13 protein-coding genes are annotated in these 15,752 nt (G+C 69.6%); 9 read left to right on the top strand and 4 right to left on the bottom strand.

Going from position 1 to position 15,752, the window contains the following annotated elements:
- Positions 1–9: 9 nt before the first annotated feature.
- From RSP_RS19320 to RSP_RS19310, 3 genes are all read right to left on the bottom strand, one after another.
- A complete protein-coding gene (locus RSP_RS19320; RefSeq protein WP_011339559.1) occupies positions 10–1,161 on the bottom strand; it encodes a glycosyltransferase family 4 protein in 1,152 nt (383 codons plus the stop codon).
- A gap of 436 nt (positions 1,162–1,597) precedes the next feature.
- Positions 1,598–2,551: a phosphoribosyltransferase gene (locus RSP_RS19315; protein WP_011339558.1), complete on the bottom strand. Its 954-nt coding sequence runs from the start codon at positions 2,549–2,551 to the stop codon at positions 1,598–1,600.
- A gap of 11 nt (positions 2,552–2,562) precedes the next feature.
- Positions 2,563–4,077 carry a lipopolysaccharide biosynthesis protein gene (locus tag RSP_RS19310; protein WP_011339557.1) on the bottom strand — a complete coding sequence of 505 codons (1,515 nt, stop codon included), beginning with the start codon at positions 4,075–4,077 and terminating at the stop codon, positions 2,563–2,565.
- A 333-nt stretch (positions 4,078–4,410) separates the two neighbouring features.
- Between RSP_RS19310 and RSP_RS19300 the strand changes: the two genes are divergently transcribed.
- Positions 4,411–5,853, top strand: a complete 1,443-nt coding sequence (locus RSP_RS19300) for a GMC oxidoreductase (RefSeq protein ID WP_017140282.1) — start codon at positions 4,411–4,413, stop codon at positions 5,851–5,853.
- An 11-nt stretch (positions 5,854–5,864) separates the two neighbouring features.
- Complete coding sequence (locus RSP_RS19295) at positions 5,865–6,302, top strand: hypothetical protein (RefSeq protein ID WP_011339555.1); 438 nt, start codon at positions 5,865–5,867, stop codon at positions 6,300–6,302.
- Positions 6,303–6,373: 71 nt separating this feature from the next.
- Here the strand turns inward: RSP_RS19295 and selD are convergent, their stop codons facing one another.
- On the bottom strand, positions 6,374–7,429 hold the full coding sequence (selD, locus tag RSP_RS19290) for a selenide, water dikinase SelD (protein ID WP_011339554.1): 1,056 nt from the start codon (positions 7,427–7,429) through the stop codon (positions 6,374–6,376).
- A 319-nt stretch (positions 7,430–7,748) separates the two neighbouring features.
- On the opposite strand from selD, the gene RSP_RS19285 reads away from it, so the two are divergent.
- The 7 genes from RSP_RS19285 to RSP_RS19255 all read left to right on the top strand — a co-directional run bounded on the left by RSP_RS19285 (position 7,749) and on the right by RSP_RS19255 (position 15,735).
- On the top strand, positions 7,749–10,643 hold the full coding sequence (locus RSP_RS19285; RefSeq protein ID WP_011339553.1) for a monovalent cation/H+ antiporter subunit A: 2,895 nt from the start codon (positions 7,749–7,751) through the stop codon (positions 10,641–10,643).
- Complete coding sequence (locus RSP_RS19280; protein WP_011339552.1) at positions 10,643–10,987, top strand: Na+/H+ antiporter subunit C; 345 nt, start codon at positions 10,643–10,645, stop codon at positions 10,985–10,987. Before RSP_RS19285 ends, RSP_RS19280 begins: the two co-directional genes overlap by 1 nt.
- Complete coding sequence (locus RSP_RS19275) at positions 10,984–12,606, top strand: monovalent cation/H+ antiporter subunit D (protein ID WP_009565140.1); 1,623 nt, start codon at positions 10,984–10,986, stop codon at positions 12,604–12,606. Before RSP_RS19280 ends, RSP_RS19275 begins: the two co-directional genes overlap by 4 nt.
- A complete protein-coding gene (locus RSP_RS19270) occupies positions 12,603–13,091 on the top strand; it encodes a Na+/H+ antiporter subunit E (protein WP_011339550.1) in 489 nt (162 codons plus the stop codon). The genes RSP_RS19275 and RSP_RS19270 overlap by 4 nt, the downstream gene beginning before the upstream one ends.
- On the top strand, positions 13,088–13,369 hold the full coding sequence (locus tag RSP_RS19265) for a K+/H+ antiporter subunit F (protein WP_011339549.1): 282 nt from the start codon (positions 13,088–13,090) through the stop codon (positions 13,367–13,369). Before RSP_RS19270 ends, RSP_RS19265 begins: the two co-directional genes overlap by 4 nt.
- Entirely contained in the window at positions 13,366–13,812 is a 447-nt protein-coding gene (gene mnhG, locus RSP_RS19260; protein ID WP_009565143.1) for a monovalent cation/H(+) antiporter subunit G, read from the top strand. The genes RSP_RS19265 and mnhG overlap by 4 nt, the downstream gene beginning before the upstream one ends.
- A 261-nt stretch (positions 13,813–14,073) precedes the next feature.
- Positions 14,074–15,735 carry a methyl-accepting chemotaxis protein gene (locus RSP_RS19255; protein ID WP_011339548.1) on the top strand — a complete coding sequence of 554 codons (1,662 nt, stop codon included), beginning with the start codon at positions 14,074–14,076 and terminating at the stop codon, positions 15,733–15,735.
- Positions 15,736–15,752 lie beyond the last annotated feature (17 nt).

Below are 15,752 nucleotides of genomic sequence, written 5' to 3'. Positions count from 1 at the left end.
GCGGGGTCGTCAGATCAGGGGCAGGGCCACGGTCATGGCCCGCGCCGCCACCGTGCCGGCGCGACGGGTGAAGTCGCCGCAGGCGCCGCGGAGCACCGAGAGGAAGGTGCGGAGCTGGTGGTCGCCCGCAATCTCGGGCCGCCGCGCATGGGCATAGGCTGCCGCCGAGGCCGCCTCGTAGGCCTTCGGATCGTCCCAGAGACGCCGCACCTCGGCCGCCCAGTCGGCCGCCGGCGCATCCACCGGCAGCACATGGCCGCCGATCCCGATGGCCTCCGGCAGGCCGCCCTGGTTCGAGCCGATCACCGGAATGCCGCAGAAATGCGCCTCGGTCGCGACCCGGCCCCAGGCCTCCTGCCAGACGCTGGGCGCGAGGAGGATCTTGGCCTTGCCATAGACCGATTTCATGTCGCTCGTCCGCATCCGCAGGGTGACGTTCGGCAGCGCGGCGATGCGCTCTTCCAGCTCCTGTTTGCGTTCGGCGCTGAGCGGCCAGCTCTCGACGAAGACGAAGGGGATGTCGGGGCAGAGCTCGGCCACGCCGAGCGCGGTCTCGAGCCCCTTCACCGCCACCGGGTTGATGAAGGTGACATTCTCGCGCGTGGTCTCGGTGCGGTAGAGCTCGGGCTCGACCAGCGGCGGGATCACGGTCGAGCGGATGCCGAAGACCTTGCCGTAGGTGCGGGCGGTGAATTCGGAATTGGCCACGAAGCGCGCGCCTTTGAGGCTCGCCGGGTTGCCGCCGAGATCCTCGAGTTCGACGTTCCGGAAGTAGAAGACGACCGGCACGCCGGCGGCCTCGAGCGAGCGCGCGAGCGGCACGGTGCGCTGCGTGTTGTCGTTCTGCACCACGGCCACGTCGGGCCGGAAGCGGCGGACCACCTCGGACGCGTCGACCGGGTTCCAGGTGCGGAACACGCGGTAGCCGCCCATGCGGTTCTGGGCATAGTCGCGGCGCAGCAGGCGGCGCTGCATGCGCGAGCGCAGTTCCGTCCAGCCGCCGCCCTCGAGACCCGCGAGCACCGCCACGTCATGACCTTCGGCGCGCAGCGCGGCGGCCAGCTGGTCGGTGCTCGACTGGGCGCCGCCGCTGCGCTGCGGCAGGTAGGGGTCTCCCAGAGTGAAAAGAATGCGGAGCGGCCGCGCGGCCGTCTGCGGCACGGACTTCTCGGATCTGACGCCACCGAAGCCGCCGAAGGGCAACTGCCGGTTGAGGTCCGCCGGCCGCAGCTGGTCCAGCCAGGACGGCCTCGCAGCCTCGGACCGGGCGAGAGAGGCGGAAGCTCCGCCGGCACGGCCTCTGGCCGTTTGACGAATGTTCTGTGACAACGTTCTGTTTTCCCGTGCTTCCTGTTGACGGTCGGAGTTGAGGAGATCGCTGGACCCCCGGTCGGTTCATGGATCGATCGGGACGGTGATCGCCTTCGCCACCAAACTGGCACCCAAACTCCTCGTGACAGACTCAACCATAGGTTACTATTTTCCGCGGTCCAACGTCTGGCCGCGGATTCTCACAAAGATGCAAACCGCCCGGCCCTGACAGGTCGGCCGCCGCAAGGTCTTCTCCGGTTCATGCTGCAGAGCGGCGCTTTTTTCATCACCGTGCGAACCGCCGCTTCAGAGCCGCCACCCGCGCCGGGCCGAGAAGGCCGCGCGCGATGGCCTTCGCCGTGCCCAAGGTGGAGGGCACGGGCGCTGCGGCGGGGGCGCGCGCCAGCGTCTCGCGGGTCACGAGGCTGTGGGTCTCGAGGCAGAGCACGGGCTTGCCCGACAGCTCCGCGATGCGGCGCGCCTGCCGGTTCTCGCTCTCGATGAAGAGCGGCGCGTCGGACTTGCGGTAGGTCTCGGCCTTGAAGCTGCCATGCGCCCCGAGCCGGATGCGCTCGGCCTGGCTCGGCAGGTCGAGCATCGCCAGCCGTCCGTAGGCGATGCCTTGGGCTGCGAGCCAGCCCTCGGTCTCGGCGCGGTATTTCTCGAGCCGGCTGGTGACCAGCGTTCCGATCCGCCGCACCGGGCGGTAGAGCGGCCGGGCGGTCGTCAGGAACTCCAGATAGGCCGCGCCGTCGTCGTTCTCGGCATGGGTGGGATCGAGGCAGAGGACGCCGTCGATATCCACGCAGGCGCGTTCGAGCACCGGATGCTGCATGAAGCTCCACTGGAAGATCCGCGGCTCGGGCAGGGCCTCGAGCACCAGATCCGCCCCCGGCACGTCCGGGCCATCGCCGTAGGCCACGACGAGCGTGGCGGCGATCCCGGCCGCCTCGAGCCGCGCGCGCGCCTCGGCCACGCCCTCCGCCGTGTCGGCCACCGCCACCACATGCTGCGGCTGAGGCGCCGGGCCGCCATCGAGCTTGGTGCGCCCCACCGAGAAGCTGCGCCCGGCGAGGATGCTCTCCAGATCCGACATCGGCACATTGGCCAGCAGGCACAGGATGTTGGCCGCCAGAACCCCGCCGCCCGGCAGCCCCACGACCAGATCGGTCTCGCGCGGGATGCGGTGCAGGCTCTGTTGCAGAAGATCGGCCAGATCGGTGATCGAACGGTAATGCATGTCTGTCCTCGTCAGCCGGACGTCGCGCGGCGGATGGTGCGGGAGCGGAGCTTCGAGAGGCCGCCGCGGAGAAGCGATCCGGCCTCGGCCAGCACGGCGCGGCCCTGCGGGAAGGGGGCGATGAGCAGGACGGTCACGAGATAGGCGAGCAGCGCCCCCTCGAGCAGCGCCGCCACGGGGGCCTCGGCGAGCCAGGGACGCGCGAGCCACACGACGCCGAGCGCCGCATGGCCCGCCAGCACGAGGGGACCGCAGGCAAGGGCCACATCGCGGGCGCGGACCGCGCCGAGCCGCCCGATATAGAGCCAGAGCACCGGGGTCTTCAGATATTCGCTGATGGCGTAGGCGATGGCCACGCCGAGCGCGCCATAGGGCAGGCCCAGCACGAAGGCCACCACCGCGAAGAGGGCCGTGGCGAAGCCCCAGTACATGAACTCGGTCGAGCGGCCCTGACTGATGAAGAGCCATCCGGCCGGATTGTTCAAAGGCTGCAGGAGTCCCGCGAAGCCGAGCGCCATGAAGATCGGCGCGCTGCCCGCCCAGTGCGCGCCGAGCGCGAAGGGGATCAGCAGGTCCGCCATCGCCGTCGCCGCCGCCACGCCCGGCAGGACGAGGAGGAGCGACAGCGTCAGCACGCGCAGATAGGCGCTCCGGTAGCGGTCGGGCTCGTCCAGCATCCGCGAGAGGGCAGGGATCATCACCTTCGACAGCGGATTGGCCACCTGATTCAAGGGCATGAGCAAGAGCTTGTAGGCACGGTCGTAAAGCCCGAGCTGCGCGCCGCCCCAGACCCGGCCGATCAGCACATTGTCGAGGTTGCGGGCGAAGAAGTTCGCGAAGTTGAAGCCCGTGATGCCCGCGCCGAAGCCGATGAGCGCCCGCCCGCCTTCGGCCCCGCCCGGCCGGCCCGGCCGCCAGCGCGAGGCGAGCCACATGAGGCCGGTGGGCAGCAGCGTCCCGGCCAGCTGGCCGCCGAACAGCGCCCAGTAGCTCGGCTGCACCAGCGCCCAGGCCGTCGCCGTGCCGAGCCCCGCCACCGCGCCCACCACGCCGATGATGGCGATGCGACCGTATTCCATCCGCCGGTTCAGAAGCGCCGCATGCTGCGCGCCCAGCCCGTTCGCGGCCACGATCAGCGCCATGGCGGCGATCAGCGGCCCGATCCGCGGTTCCTGATAGAAGAGGGCCACGAGCGGCGAGATCAGCAGCAGCAGCAGCGCCAGCGCGGCCGAGAGGGCGACATTGACCCAGAAGAGGAAGTTCACCTCCTCGTGCCGCAGGTCGGGCTTCTGCACCGTCGCCTGCACGAGGCCGAAATCCTGCAGCATCCCGATCAGCGCCAGCACCGGCGCGCACATGGCCACGAGGCCGAATTCCTCGGGCGCGAGCAGGCGCGACAGGATGACCACCGATCCCATCTGCGTGGCCACCATCACCGCCTGCGACGCGGCGATGGCCGCGGCGCCGCGGCCGACGGTGGTGCGCAGCGATCCCTGCGGCGGATCGAAAAGATGCTGGCCGCTCACCGGGACACCGGCCCGGCGCAGGCAGTCAGACAGGATCGCATCGAGACGTTTCTCCCTCGGTTCCGCGGCAGACCGGCGAGGGACCGGCCGACCCGCGGCTTGCGGACGAAGCCCCAAGGGGCCGCAAAGTTCCCAGACGTGCAACCTGGCGGTCTTCGGCACGCGCAGTTTCCTGCCGCTGCCCGTTCGAGCGGCACCTCCGCGCTGCATAAGCACAATCATGCTGCGGTTGCAAACCGGGCCGGCAAAGCCTTGCCGATCCACGGGGGCAGGTCTGGACAGTTTCCCGCCGCTCGCCCCAAGGTGGCAAGCAATAACTAGGAGATGAATCTTATGAACCTGGCTCCGCCCGAGAGCGTCGCCGGCGAACATTTCGATGTGATTATTGTGGGCTCGGGCTTCGGCTCCTCGTTCTTCCTGCATCGGCTGCTGCGCCAGCCGGGGCGGCGGGTCCTCGTCCTGGAATGGGGTCGGCATTCGACACACGACTGGCAGCTGGAGGAAGGGCGGAATTCGCCCGTGACCGACAGCGACACCTACGCCACCAACTCCGAGAAGCCCTGGAACTTCACCATCGGATTCGGCGGAGGCACCAACTGCTGGTTCGCCCAGACGCCGCGCCTCCATCCGGCGGATTTCCGGCTCGGGACCGATCACGGCGTGGCGCAGGACTGGCCCGTCTCCTACGACGATCTCGAACCCTACTGGTGCGAGGCCGAGGAAATCATGGCGGTTTCGGGCGATCCCGACATGGCGCAGGTCATGCCGCGCTCGCGTCCCTTCCCGCAGCCGCCGCATGTGATGCCCGATCCCGACCGGCTGATGAAGGCGGCGCGGCCCGACAGCCATTTCGTGATGCCGACCGCGCGGGCCCGCATCGCCACCGAGACGCGCGCGGCCTGCTGCGCCTCACTGCGCTGCCAGATCTGTCCGGCGGATGCGAAGTTCACGGCGAACAATTCGCTCGTGCCGCTCTACGAGACGCCGGGCGTGACCCTCTGCCTCGAGACGGAGGTGCGCCGCTTCGAGGCGGCGGGCTCATCGATCTCGGCGGCGGTGATCCGCGGCCCCGACGGGCGCGAGCATAAGGTGACGGGCGATCTCTTCGTGCTCGGCGCGAACGCGATCCACAGCCCGGCGATCCTTCTGCGCTCGGATCTGGGCGGCGGGCTGACCGGCGTGGGGCTGCACGAATCCTACGGCTGGTCGATGGAGGCCTGGCTCGACGGGGTCGACAATTTCGGCGGCAGCACCATCACGACGGGGCTCGACTTCGGCCTCTACGACGGGCCGCACCGCAAGGATCGGGGCGCGGCGCTGGTCTATTTCGAGAATCGCTGGTCGCACGGGATGCGGCTCGGGGCCGAGCGGATGCGCCAGACCCTGCCGCTCGTGATCGTGACCGAAGACCTGCCCGAGGACCGCAACCGCGTGACGCTGGATGGCGAGGGGCGGGCCTTCGTCGACTATCACGGACCCTCGGATTATGCGCTGCGCGGGATGGAGCGGGCCAAGGCCGCGCTGCCCGAACTGCTCGCGCCGCTGCCGGTCGAGAAGATCCTCGACCACGGCATCCGCGAGACCGAGAGCCACCTGCAGGGCACGCTGCGGATGGGATCCGATCCGGCCACGTCCGTGGTGGATGCGGGCCTTGTCCATCACCGGCTGCGCAATCTGGTGGTGGTGGGCACCAGCACCTTCCCCACCTGCTCGGCCGCCAACCCCTCGCTCACCGCCGCCGCGCTGTCGCTGCGCGCCGCCGACCTTCTGATCTGACGGAGCCGCCCATGAGACTGAGCCGCCGCCGCGCCCTCCAGCTGGCCGGAGCCACCGCCGCCCTCGCCGCGGCGGGGGGCTATGCGATCACCCGCCGGCCCGAGGATCTGGTCCGCGCCGTGCTCGAGCGCCATTTCGGGCCGCTCCGGATGGAGGAGGCGGAGGTCGAGGCGCTGACCGCGGCCAGCGTGGCGCAGCGTCCGTGGATCGCGCCGCCGTGGAAGCTGGCGGCGGCCTATGCCACCGCCTACCAGACCGGCCTCGAGGACCCCGCGATGGAGATGCTGCCCGACGACCGCGCCGCGCGGCTCGAACAGTTCGAGCGGCATATCCTCGGCGATGCGGTGCGGATGACCGACATCGCCATGCGGTCGGGACCGGACGAGGAGGTGAGCTTCATCGGCCCCACCGCCTGCCTCAATCCCTACGCGACCTTCGAAGTGGCCTGAGACGCTTCGGCGGGCTGCGTCGCACCCCGCGCGGATCGGTGTCCCCGGCGGGGCGCGCGCCCCGCCGAGCGTCAGCCGATCACGAGCTCCGCGGGGCCCTCTTCCACCGTGCCGATCTCGGCCGCGGCCTCGAACCCGTGGCGGGCGAAGGTGGCGAGCACCTCGCCCACGCTGTCCGGCGCGCAGGCCACGAGGAGCCCGCCGCTCGTCTGCGGGTCGGTGAGGAGCGCCCGCTCGGGCACCGGAAAGTCTGCGGGCAGCGCGATGCCTGCGCCGTAGCTGTCCCAGTTCCGCCCCGAGGCTCCGGTGACGAAGCCCTGCGCGAGCAGGCCCCGCACCGTGGGCATGACCGGCACCCGCGCCCAGTCGATCCGGAGCCGCGCGCCTGCGCCCCGCGCCATCTCGAGCCCGTGCCCGCCGAGGCCGAAGCCGGTCACGTCGGTCAGCGCATGCACGCCCGGAAGCTCGGCCAGATCCGGCCCCGGCGTGTTGAGCCGGGTGGTGGTGGCGATCATCTCGGCATAGCCCGCGGCATCGAGGGCCTCCTTCTTCAGCGCGGCCGAGAGGATGCCGGTGCCGATGGGCTTGCCCAGCACCAGCCGGTCGCCGGGGCGTGCGCCCGCATTCAGCCGCACGCGGTCGGGATGGACGAGCCCCAGCGCCACGAGACCGTAGATCGGCTCGACGGAATCGATGGTGTGGCCGCCGGCGATCGGAATACCGGCGGCGGCACAGGCCGCAGCGCCCCCTTCGAGGATCCGGCCGATGGTCTCTTTCGAGAGGACCGAGATCGGCATGCCCACCAGCGCCAGCGCAAGGATCGGCCGCCCGCCCATCGCATAGACGTCGCTGATCGCATTCGTCGCGGCGATCCGGCCGAAGTCGTAGGGGTCGTCCACGATGGGCATGAAGAAATCGGTCGTGGCGACGAGGGCCTGCTCGTCGTTCAGCCGCCAGACGGCGGCATCGTCCGAGGTGGCGGTGCCCACCAGAAGATCGGCCGGCACCGGCAGGGCGGGCGCCGCGCGCAGAAGCTCGGCCAGCACGCCGGGCGCGATCTTGCAGCCGCAGCCGCCGCCATGGGACAGCGAGGTGAGCCTCGGTTCGCTCGCGGGTCGGTCGGTCATGGGCTCCTCCGGACATCCTGTCGCACCCTCCAGCCATGAAGCGCCGGTTGCCGGCTGTCAACTCATGCCCGGGCGCGCGCGTCTGAAGGCGCCCGGAGGCCGCCCTGCCGGCGCGGATCCGCATTTTCCTCTGCGAGATTACTTTTCGTGACCTGCAAAGACTTGATCCGCAGGGGTCTTCCCATCCATAGGAGGGGCATCGGTTTTCCCGGCAGATGCCCGCTTTCGCGCCCCGGTTTCACGGCAGGCGCGCCTGCGCTGCGTCCTGCGGAAGGACCGGCCCTCGAACGCCCCAGCACGGAAAGGATCCCGGCCCCGCATGATCGAACAGAACCTGCTCCTGATCCTCGTGACGCTGCCGTTTCTCGGCGCGCTCGTTGCGGCCAGCCTGCCCGTGAACGCGCATAATGCGGCGGCGGCGGTATCGGGGCTGGTTCTGGCGGGGGCGCTGGCGATCCTCGCGGCGCTCCATCCCGCGATCGCCGAGGGGCAGGTGCTGCGCGCGAGCCTCGACTGGGTGCCGTCGCTGGGGCTGGGGCTCGACATCCGCCTCGACGGGTTCGCCTGGATGTTCGTGACCCTTGTCGCCGCCATCGGCGGGCTCGTGGTGATCTACGCCCGCTACTACCTGTCGAAGTCCGATCCGGTGCCGCGGTTCTATTCCTTCCTCATGGCCTTCACCGGCGCCATGATGGGGATGCTCCTGTCGGGCAACATCCTCCTGCTCGTGGTCTTCTGGGAGCTGACCTCGATCCTGTCCTTCCTTCTGGTCGGCTACTGGCACCAGACGCCCGCAGCGCGCGACGGGGCGCGGACGGCGCTCGTCGTGACGGCGGCCGGCGGGCTGTGTCTGCTCGCCGCGATGCTGCTCCTGGGCCGGATCGCGGGCAGTTACGATCTCGACCGGGTTCTGGCCTCGGGAGACCTCATCCGCGCCCATGGGGCCTATCCGCTGGTGCTGGGCCTGTTCCTGCTGGGCGCCTTCACCAAATCGGCGCAGGTCCCGTTCCATTTCTGGCTGCCGGGCGCGATGGCCGCGCCGACGCCGGTCTCGGCCTATCTCCATTCGGCCACCATGGTGAAGGCGGGGGTCTTCCTGCTCATTCGCTTCACCCCGGCGCTGGGCGGCACCGAACTGTGGTTCTACGCCGTGACCGGCACGGGGATGCTCACGCTGATCGTGGGGTCGGTCGTCGCGCTCTTCCGGCACGACCTGAAGGGGCTTCTGGCCTATTCCACCATCAGCCATCTGGGCCTCATCACCGCGCTTGCGGGCATCGGCAGCTCGGGCGCGATCCTCGCGGCCATCTTCCACATCGCCAACCATGCGGTCTTCAAGGCCTCGCTCTTCATGGCCGCCGGCATCATCGACCACGAGAGCGGCACGCGCGACATGCGCCGGCTGAGCGGCCTCATGCGGCTGATGCCGGTGACGGGCACGCTCGCCATCGTGGCGGCCGCCGCCATGGCAGGCGTGCCGCTCCTGAACGGGTTCCTGTCCAAGGAGATGTTCTTCGCCGAGGCGGTGGACTGGCACAACGGCACCTGGCTCGACGACATGCTGCCCTATCTCGCGACCTTCGCGAGCGTCTTCTCGGTGGCCTATTCGCTGCGCTTCATCGCGACGGTCTTCTTCGGCCCGCCGCCGGTGGACCTGCCGAAGGTGCCGCACGAGCCGCAGCCCTGGATGCGCCGTCCGGTCGAACTGCTGGTCGCGGTCTGCCTCGTGGTGGGGATCCTGCCGGGCCTCACCCTCGGGCCCACGCTGAACCTCGCGGCGCGGTCGGTGATGGGGCCGGACACGCCCTATACCTCGATCGCGATCTGGCACGGGATCAACGCGCCGCTCGTCATGAGCCTGGTGGCTCTGGCCCTGGGCATCCTGCTCTATGCGCTTCTCGGCAGCCGGATCGCGGCGGGGCCGGAGGGGCCGCCCCTCCTGCACCGCATCCGCGCGCAGAAGGTCTACGAATGGCTGCTCCTGCGGCTGAGCTGGACATGGCCGCGCCGGATCTACCGGGTCGTGGGCACCGAGCGGCTGCAGCCGCAGCTGCGGCTGATGGTGCTGCTGGCGCTCGGCGCCGCGACCGCCGTCATGTGGGGCCATCTGGCGCCGGTCGAGCGGGCGCGCGCCACGCCGGTCAGCCTGAGCTTCGCGCTCATGTGGGCGGTGGGCGTGGCCTGTGCCGTGGGCGCGGCGTGGCAGGCGAAATATCACCGGTTCGCGGCGCTCGTGCTGCTCGGCGGCGCGGGGCTCGTGACCTGTCTCACCTTCGTCTGGTTCTCGGCGCCCGATCTGGCCGTCACCCAGCTTCTGGTCGAGATAGTGACCACGGCGCTGCTGCTGTTGGGCCTGCGCTGGCTGCCCAAGCGGCGCGAGGAGATCGCGGCCGACAGGCTTCTGCCCGCGCGGCTGCGCCGCGGGCGCGACTTCATCATCGCGGGCGTCTCGGGCGCGGGGCTCGCGGCGCTGGCCTATGTGGTGATGACCCGGCCGCTCATCCCCAACATCGGCGACTGGTTCCTGCGCAACGCCTATCACGAGGGCGGCGGCACCAATGTGGTGAACGTGATCCTCGTCGATTTCCGCGCCTTCGACACGTTCGGCGAGATCACCGTCCTCGCGGTGGTGGGGCTCACGGTCTATGCGCTCCTGCGCCGCTTCCGTCCCGCCTCCGAGAGCGCCTCGATCCCCGACGAGCAGCGCGGCGAGGAGGCCGAGGCGCTGCAGGATTACATGTTCGTGCCCTCGGTCATCATGCAGTGGATGTTCCCGGCGCTGATCGTGATGTCGGCCTATCTCTTCTTCCGCGGCCATGACCTGCCGGGCGGCGGCTTCTCGGCCGGGGTCACGCTCGCCATTGCCTTCCTGCTCCAGTATCTCGCGACGAACGTGCGCTGGATCGAGATGCGCCTGACGGTGCTGCCGATCCGCTGGATGGGGGCGGGGCTCCTCGTCGCGGGCGGGACCGGCATGGGCGCCTGGCTCTTCGGCTATCCGTTCCTGACGGCCCATGCCCGCTATGTCGAGCTGCCGCTGGTGGGCAAGGTGCCGGCCGCCACCGCGCTCGTCTTCGATCTCGGCGTCTATGCGCTGGTAATGGGGGCCACCGTCCTCATGCTGATCGCCATCGCGCACCAGACGCTGCGCTCGGCGCGACTGCGCGAGCAGGACGCCGAGGAGAAAGAGACAGAGCGGAAGGAGACACCCTGATGGAAATCGTCCTGTCGCTCGCCATCGGCATCCTCGCCGGGTCGGGGATCTGGCTTCTCCTGCGGCCGCGCACCTTCCAGGTGATCGTGGGTCTCTGCCTCCTGTCCTATTCGGTCAATCTCTTCATCTTCTCGACGGGCCGGCTCACGCTGGCCCAGCCGCCGATCATGCCCAAGGGCGGCTTCATCGATCCGGCGCGCTATGCCGATCCGCTGCCGCAGGCGCTGGTGCTGACGGCCATCGTCATCAGCTTCGCCACCACCGCGCTCTTTCTCGTGGTGATGATGGCCTCGCGCGGGGTGACGGGCACCGACCATGTCGACGGAAAGGAGCGCGAGGAATGAGCGCGCACCATCTTATCGTCGCCCCGATCCTCATCCCGTTCGTGGCGGGGGCGCTGATGCTGCTCTACGACGACCGGCAGCGGAAGGCGAAGGTCGCGATCTCGGTCGGATCGACGGTGGCGCTTCTTCTGGTGGCGGCAGAGCTTCTGGCGGGGTCGAAGGGCAACGCGGCCTCGGGCGGCAACGACATCGGCTTCTACCTGCTCGGAGACTGGGCGGTGCCCTTCGGCATCGCGCTGGTGATCGACCGGCTCTCGGCGCTGATGCTGCTGCTGACGGCGCTGCTGGCGATCCCGACGCTGCTCTATGCCTCGGCCGGCTGGCACCGGCAGGGCAAGCACTTCCATTCGCTGTTCCAGTTCCTCCTGATGGGGCTGAACGGGGCCTTCCTGACCGGCGACCTCTTCAACCTCTTCGTCTTCTTCGAGGTGCTGCTCGCGGCCTCCTACGGGCTGCTCCTGCACGGGTCGGGGCAGCTGCGCATCCGGGCGGGGCTGCATTACATCGCGATCAACCTCGCGGCCTCGCTGCTGTTCCTGATCGGGGTCAGCCTGATCTACGGCGTGACCGGCACGCTCAACATGGCGCATCTGGCGCGGATCGTGCCGACGCTGGCCGAGGCCGACCTGCCGATCCTGCATGCCGGAGCGGCGCTTCTGGGGCTTGCCTTCCTCGTGAAGGCGGGGATCTGGCCGCTCTCCTTCTGGCTGCCCACCGCCTACATGGCGGGCGCGGCACCCGTTGCAGCCATGTTCGCGATCATGACCAAGGTGGGCGTCTATGTCATCCTGCGGGTCTCGATGCTGCTCTTCGGGCCGGCGGCAGCCGCCTCCGCGGGCTTCGGATCGGGGGTGCTGATCGCGGGCGGCATGGCCACCGTCGCCTTCGGCCTGCTGGGCGTGCTGGCCTCGCAGGGGCTCGGACGGATGACGGCCAATATGGTGCTGATCTCGTCGGGCACCGTGCTGGGCGTCGTGGGCTTCGCGCTCGCGGGCGGCGGCCCCGAGATGCTGGGCGGCGCGCTCTATTACCTCGTCAGTTCGACCCTCGCCACCGGGGCGCTCTTCCTGCTCATCGAGCCGATGAGCCGCGAGGAGGGCGGCATCGCCGCCATGCTGGCCCTGACCGCCGATGCCTACGGGCTCGACGAGGCCGAGGAGGACGAGCCCGAGGTGGGGCTCGCCATCCCGGGCACGCTGACCGTGCTGGGGCTGAGCTTCGGCGCCTGTGTCCTCGCGCTGGCGGGCCTGCCGCCGCTGTCGGGCTTCATCGGCAAGATCGCGATGCTGGCGCCCCTGCTGGCCGCGCCGGGCTTCGATCCGCTCCTCGGCTGGGCCTTCCTGTCGCTCCTGTTCCTTGCCGGGTTCGCCACCCTGATCGGCCTCGTGCGGATCGGCATCCAGACCTTCTGGGCCACCGACGGTTCGGTGCCGAAGGTGCTCGCGCTCGAGATCGCGCCGGTGCTGGGGCTGATCGCGCTGCTCGTGACGCTGACCGTCCGGGCCGAGGATACGCTGCGCTATATGCAGGCCACCGCGCGGGCGCTGCACGAGCCTGCCATCTATGCCGACGGCGTCTTCGCCGCCCCGCGCGTCACCGAGGGGAGCGCCGCCCCATGAGCCGTCTTGTGCCCTATCCGCTCCTGTCGCTGGCGCTTCTCGTGATGTGGCTTCTGCTCACGCGCTTCTCGCTGGGCCACCTGATCCTCGGCAGCGGCATCGCGCTGATCGCGGGGAAGGCGATGGCCGCGCTGCAGCCCGCGCAACCGCAGATCCGGCGCTGGGGGCCGGTCTTCCGTCTCGTGGGGATCGTGAGCCTCGACATCGTCCGCTCGAATGCGGCGGTGGCGCTTCTCATCCTGAACGGCGGCCGCCACGGCGCGCGCCGGTCGGACTTCCTGCAGATCCCGCTCAGGCTGCGTTCGCAGCCCGCGCTCGCGCTGCTCGCGATCATCCTGACCGCCACGCCCGGCACCGCCTGGCTCGAGCACGATGCCGAGACGGGAGTGCTGCTCATCCATGTCTTCGACATGGTGGACGAGGAGGAATGGATCCGCCTCATCCGCGACCGCTACGAGGCCCTGCTGCTGGAGATCTTCGAATGAGCGCCACGATCCTCTCGGCCGCCCTGACCTATGCCCAGTTCCTGCTGGCCCTGGCCAGCTGTCTCGTCTGCTGGCGTCTGCTGCACGGGCCGCGCGCGCAGGACAGGGTGCTGGCGCTCGACACGCTCTATGTGACCGCGATGCTCTTCTTCGTGGTGGCGGGGATGCGGCTCGGGACGACCTTCTTCTTCGAAGTGTCGCTGGTGATCGGCGTGCTGGGCTTCGTGGCCACCGTCTCGCTGGCGAAGTTCCTCATCCGGGGAGAGATCATCGAATGACGCATCTCGAGACCGTCCCGCTCTGGCTCGCGCTTCCGATCGCGCTGTTTCTCGTCCTCGGCAGCACGCTGACGCTTCTTGGCACGGTCGGGCTCGTGCAGCTGCGCAGCTTCTACGACCGGCTCCACGCGCCCACCCTCGGCACGAGCTGGGGCGCCGCGGGGATCATCCTCGCGGCGATCCTGCTCTTCAGCTGGATGCAGGGGCGGCCGGTGCTGCACGAGCTGGTGATCGGCGCCTTCGTGATGATCACCACCCCGGTGACGCTGATGATGCTTGGCCGCGCGGCGCTGCACCGCGACCGGGCAGAGGGCCGCGGCGGCGTGCCCGCGGCCGTGCCGCACCCCGACCCGAGCGAGGGTCCGCCGGACGTGGGCACGCTCTCTCCCGAGGATCTGGAGAGCCCGAGGCCTCCGAAAGCGCCGCCGATGGCGATTCGTTAAGGCTTTTCCTCCTTATATTCGGATCGGGTTGCCTGCCGCTCCCTGTCGGTCGATCCCGGCGTCCCTGCCGCGCGGCGGTGCGGCTGGTGCCGATAATGCCTCTCTTTGGGATGGGTCCCGCCGTCTTGATGATGCGGCACCCCGACCGCAGGGCGCAAGCGCTTCCGCCAGATTGTTCCGTCCATACCGGTGGAGCGCTCGACCTGCAGGGCCTTTGAGCGCATCTCGTATGCAGGTTCATTACGAGGATAGAGGCCCATCATGACGATCAAGCTCAAGCTCGCCGCGACGTTCCTTGCGGTCTTTCTTCTCTCAGGCATCGCCGGGCTGGTGGCGGTGCGGGATTTCAATCACATCGACGCACAGCTCACCGAGATGATCGAGAACCAGGTCCAGAACACGGTCAAGGTCCAGGAGCTGAACTCCGCGCAGCTTCGGCTGAAGGCGGCGATCCGCGAACATCTCATCACCCGCAACGAGGGGGCCATGCGCCGGCTCGAGGACGAGATGGTCGAGGCGCGGGCGCAGCAGAAGGACGCCATGGACGCGCTCGAGGCGGCGAAACTGGACCCAGAGGGCCGCGCCCTGCTCGACGAATACACGGCCCTGCGGAAGGGCATCTCCGAGATCAACAACAAGGCGATCGAATTCTCGAAGAAGAACGATCTGGAAGGCGCGTCGAACCTCCTGCTCGACCCGGACTATCTGGCGACCCAGAAGAAGCGCGAGGAGCTGGCCGCCGCCATCGTCGCCCAGCAGCTCGAGGCGCTTGACGCGGCCGAGAGCGATGTCCAGGCGATCATGGACGAGGCGAAGAAGATGCTGATCGGCCTCCTGGCGCTTGCGGGCGTGGTGGGGATTGCGGCTGCCGTCTGGATCACCATGAGCATTGCCGGGGGCCTGCGCCGGGCGCTCGATCTGTCGAAACGCGTGGCGGCCGGCGACCTGAGCGCCCAGGCGGATGCCCGCGGCCGCGACGAGATCGCCGAACTTCTCAAGTCGAACAACCTCATGGTGGAGAAGCTGCGCGAAGTGGTGGGCGGCGTCTCGTCGGTGGCCCGTCAGGTCTCCTCGGGCAGCGGTGAGATGGCCGCGACCTCCGAACAGCTGAGCCAGGGCGCGAGCGAGCAGGCTTCGGCCACCGAAGAAGCCTCGGCCTCGGTCGAGCAGATGGCCGCGAACATCAAGCAGGCCGCCGACAACGCGATGCAGACCGAACGCATCGCCTCGAAGGCGGCAGAGGATGCCCGCGCCTCGGGGGCTGCCGTGGAAGAGGCGGTGGGCGCCATGCGGTCGATCGCCGACAAGATCATGATGGTGCAGGAAATCGCGCGCCAGACCGACCTTCTCGCCCTCAATGCGGCCGTCGAGGCGGCGCGGGCGGGCGAGCACGGGCGGGGCTTCGCGGTCGTGGCCTCCGAAGTGCGCAAGCTGGCCGAACGCAGCCAGGCCGCCGCGGCCGAGATCTCGCAGCTCTCGGCGGGCACCGTCCGGGCGGCGACCGGCGCCGGCGAGATGCTGAACCAGCTCGTGCCCGACATCGAGAACACCTCGCGGCTCGTGACCGACATCTCGGTGGCCTCGCGGGAACTGGCAGCCGGGGCGCAGCAGGTGGCGACGGCGATCCAGCAGCTCGACAAGGTGACCCAGCAGAACAGCTCGGCCTCCCAGCAGCTGGCCGGCGGCGCCAACGAACTGTCGGGCCAGGCGGAGCAGCTCGAGACGACCGTGTCCTTCTTCCGCCTCTCCGAGGCCGCCCCGGCCCCTGCCGCGCCGCAGCTCCGCATCGTCGAGGGCGGGCGGAAGACCCCCGCCGCCGCGGCGGCTCCGAGCCCCGCGAAGGTGACCCCGGGCGGGTTCAGCTTCAGCCTCGACGGGTCGGACGACGATCTCGACCGGGCCTTCCAGCGTCAGGGCCGCTGATCCTGCGACCGGCCGTC

The sequence above is a fragment of the Cereibacter sphaeroides 2.4.1 genome, from assembly GCF_000012905.2.
GTDB lineage: Bacteria > Pseudomonadota > Alphaproteobacteria > Rhodobacterales > Rhodobacteraceae > Cereibacter_A > Cereibacter_A sphaeroides.
This window is presented reverse-complemented; position numbering and strand designations above follow the sequence as displayed.

Coding starts and splice junctions, on each gene's coding strand:
- RSP_RS19275 (WP_009565140.1), top strand. CDS start 10,984: ATGAGCGCGCACCATCTTATCGTCGCCCCGATCCTCATCCCGTTCGTG.
- RSP_RS19280 (WP_011339552.1), top strand. CDS start 10,643: ATGGAAATCGTCCTGTCGCTCGCCATCGGCATCCTCGCCGGGTCGGGG.
- RSP_RS19285 (WP_011339553.1), top strand. CDS start 7,749: ATGATCGAACAGAACCTGCTCCTGATCCTCGTGACGCTGCCGTTTCTC.
- selD (WP_011339554.1), bottom strand. CDS start 7,429: ATGACCGACCGACCCGCGAGCGAACCGAGGCTCACCTCGCTGTCCCAT.
- mnhG (WP_009565143.1), top strand. CDS start 13,366: ATGACGCATCTCGAGACCGTCCCGCTCTGGCTCGCGCTTCCGATCGCG.
- RSP_RS19265 (WP_011339549.1), top strand. CDS start 13,088: ATGAGCGCCACGATCCTCTCGGCCGCCCTGACCTATGCCCAGTTCCTG.
- RSP_RS19300 (WP_017140282.1), top strand. CDS start 4,411: ATGAACCTGGCTCCGCCCGAGAGCGTCGCCGGCGAACATTTCGATGTG.
- RSP_RS19295 (WP_011339555.1), top strand. CDS start 5,865: ATGAGACTGAGCCGCCGCCGCGCCCTCCAGCTGGCCGGAGCCACCGCC.
- RSP_RS19315 (WP_011339558.1), bottom strand. CDS start 2,551: ATGCATTACCGTTCGATCACCGATCTGGCCGATCTTCTGCAACAGAGC.
- RSP_RS19255 (WP_011339548.1), top strand. CDS start 14,074: ATGACGATCAAGCTCAAGCTCGCCGCGACGTTCCTTGCGGTCTTTCTT.
- RSP_RS19270 (WP_011339550.1), top strand. CDS start 12,603: ATGAGCCGTCTTGTGCCCTATCCGCTCCTGTCGCTGGCGCTTCTCGTG.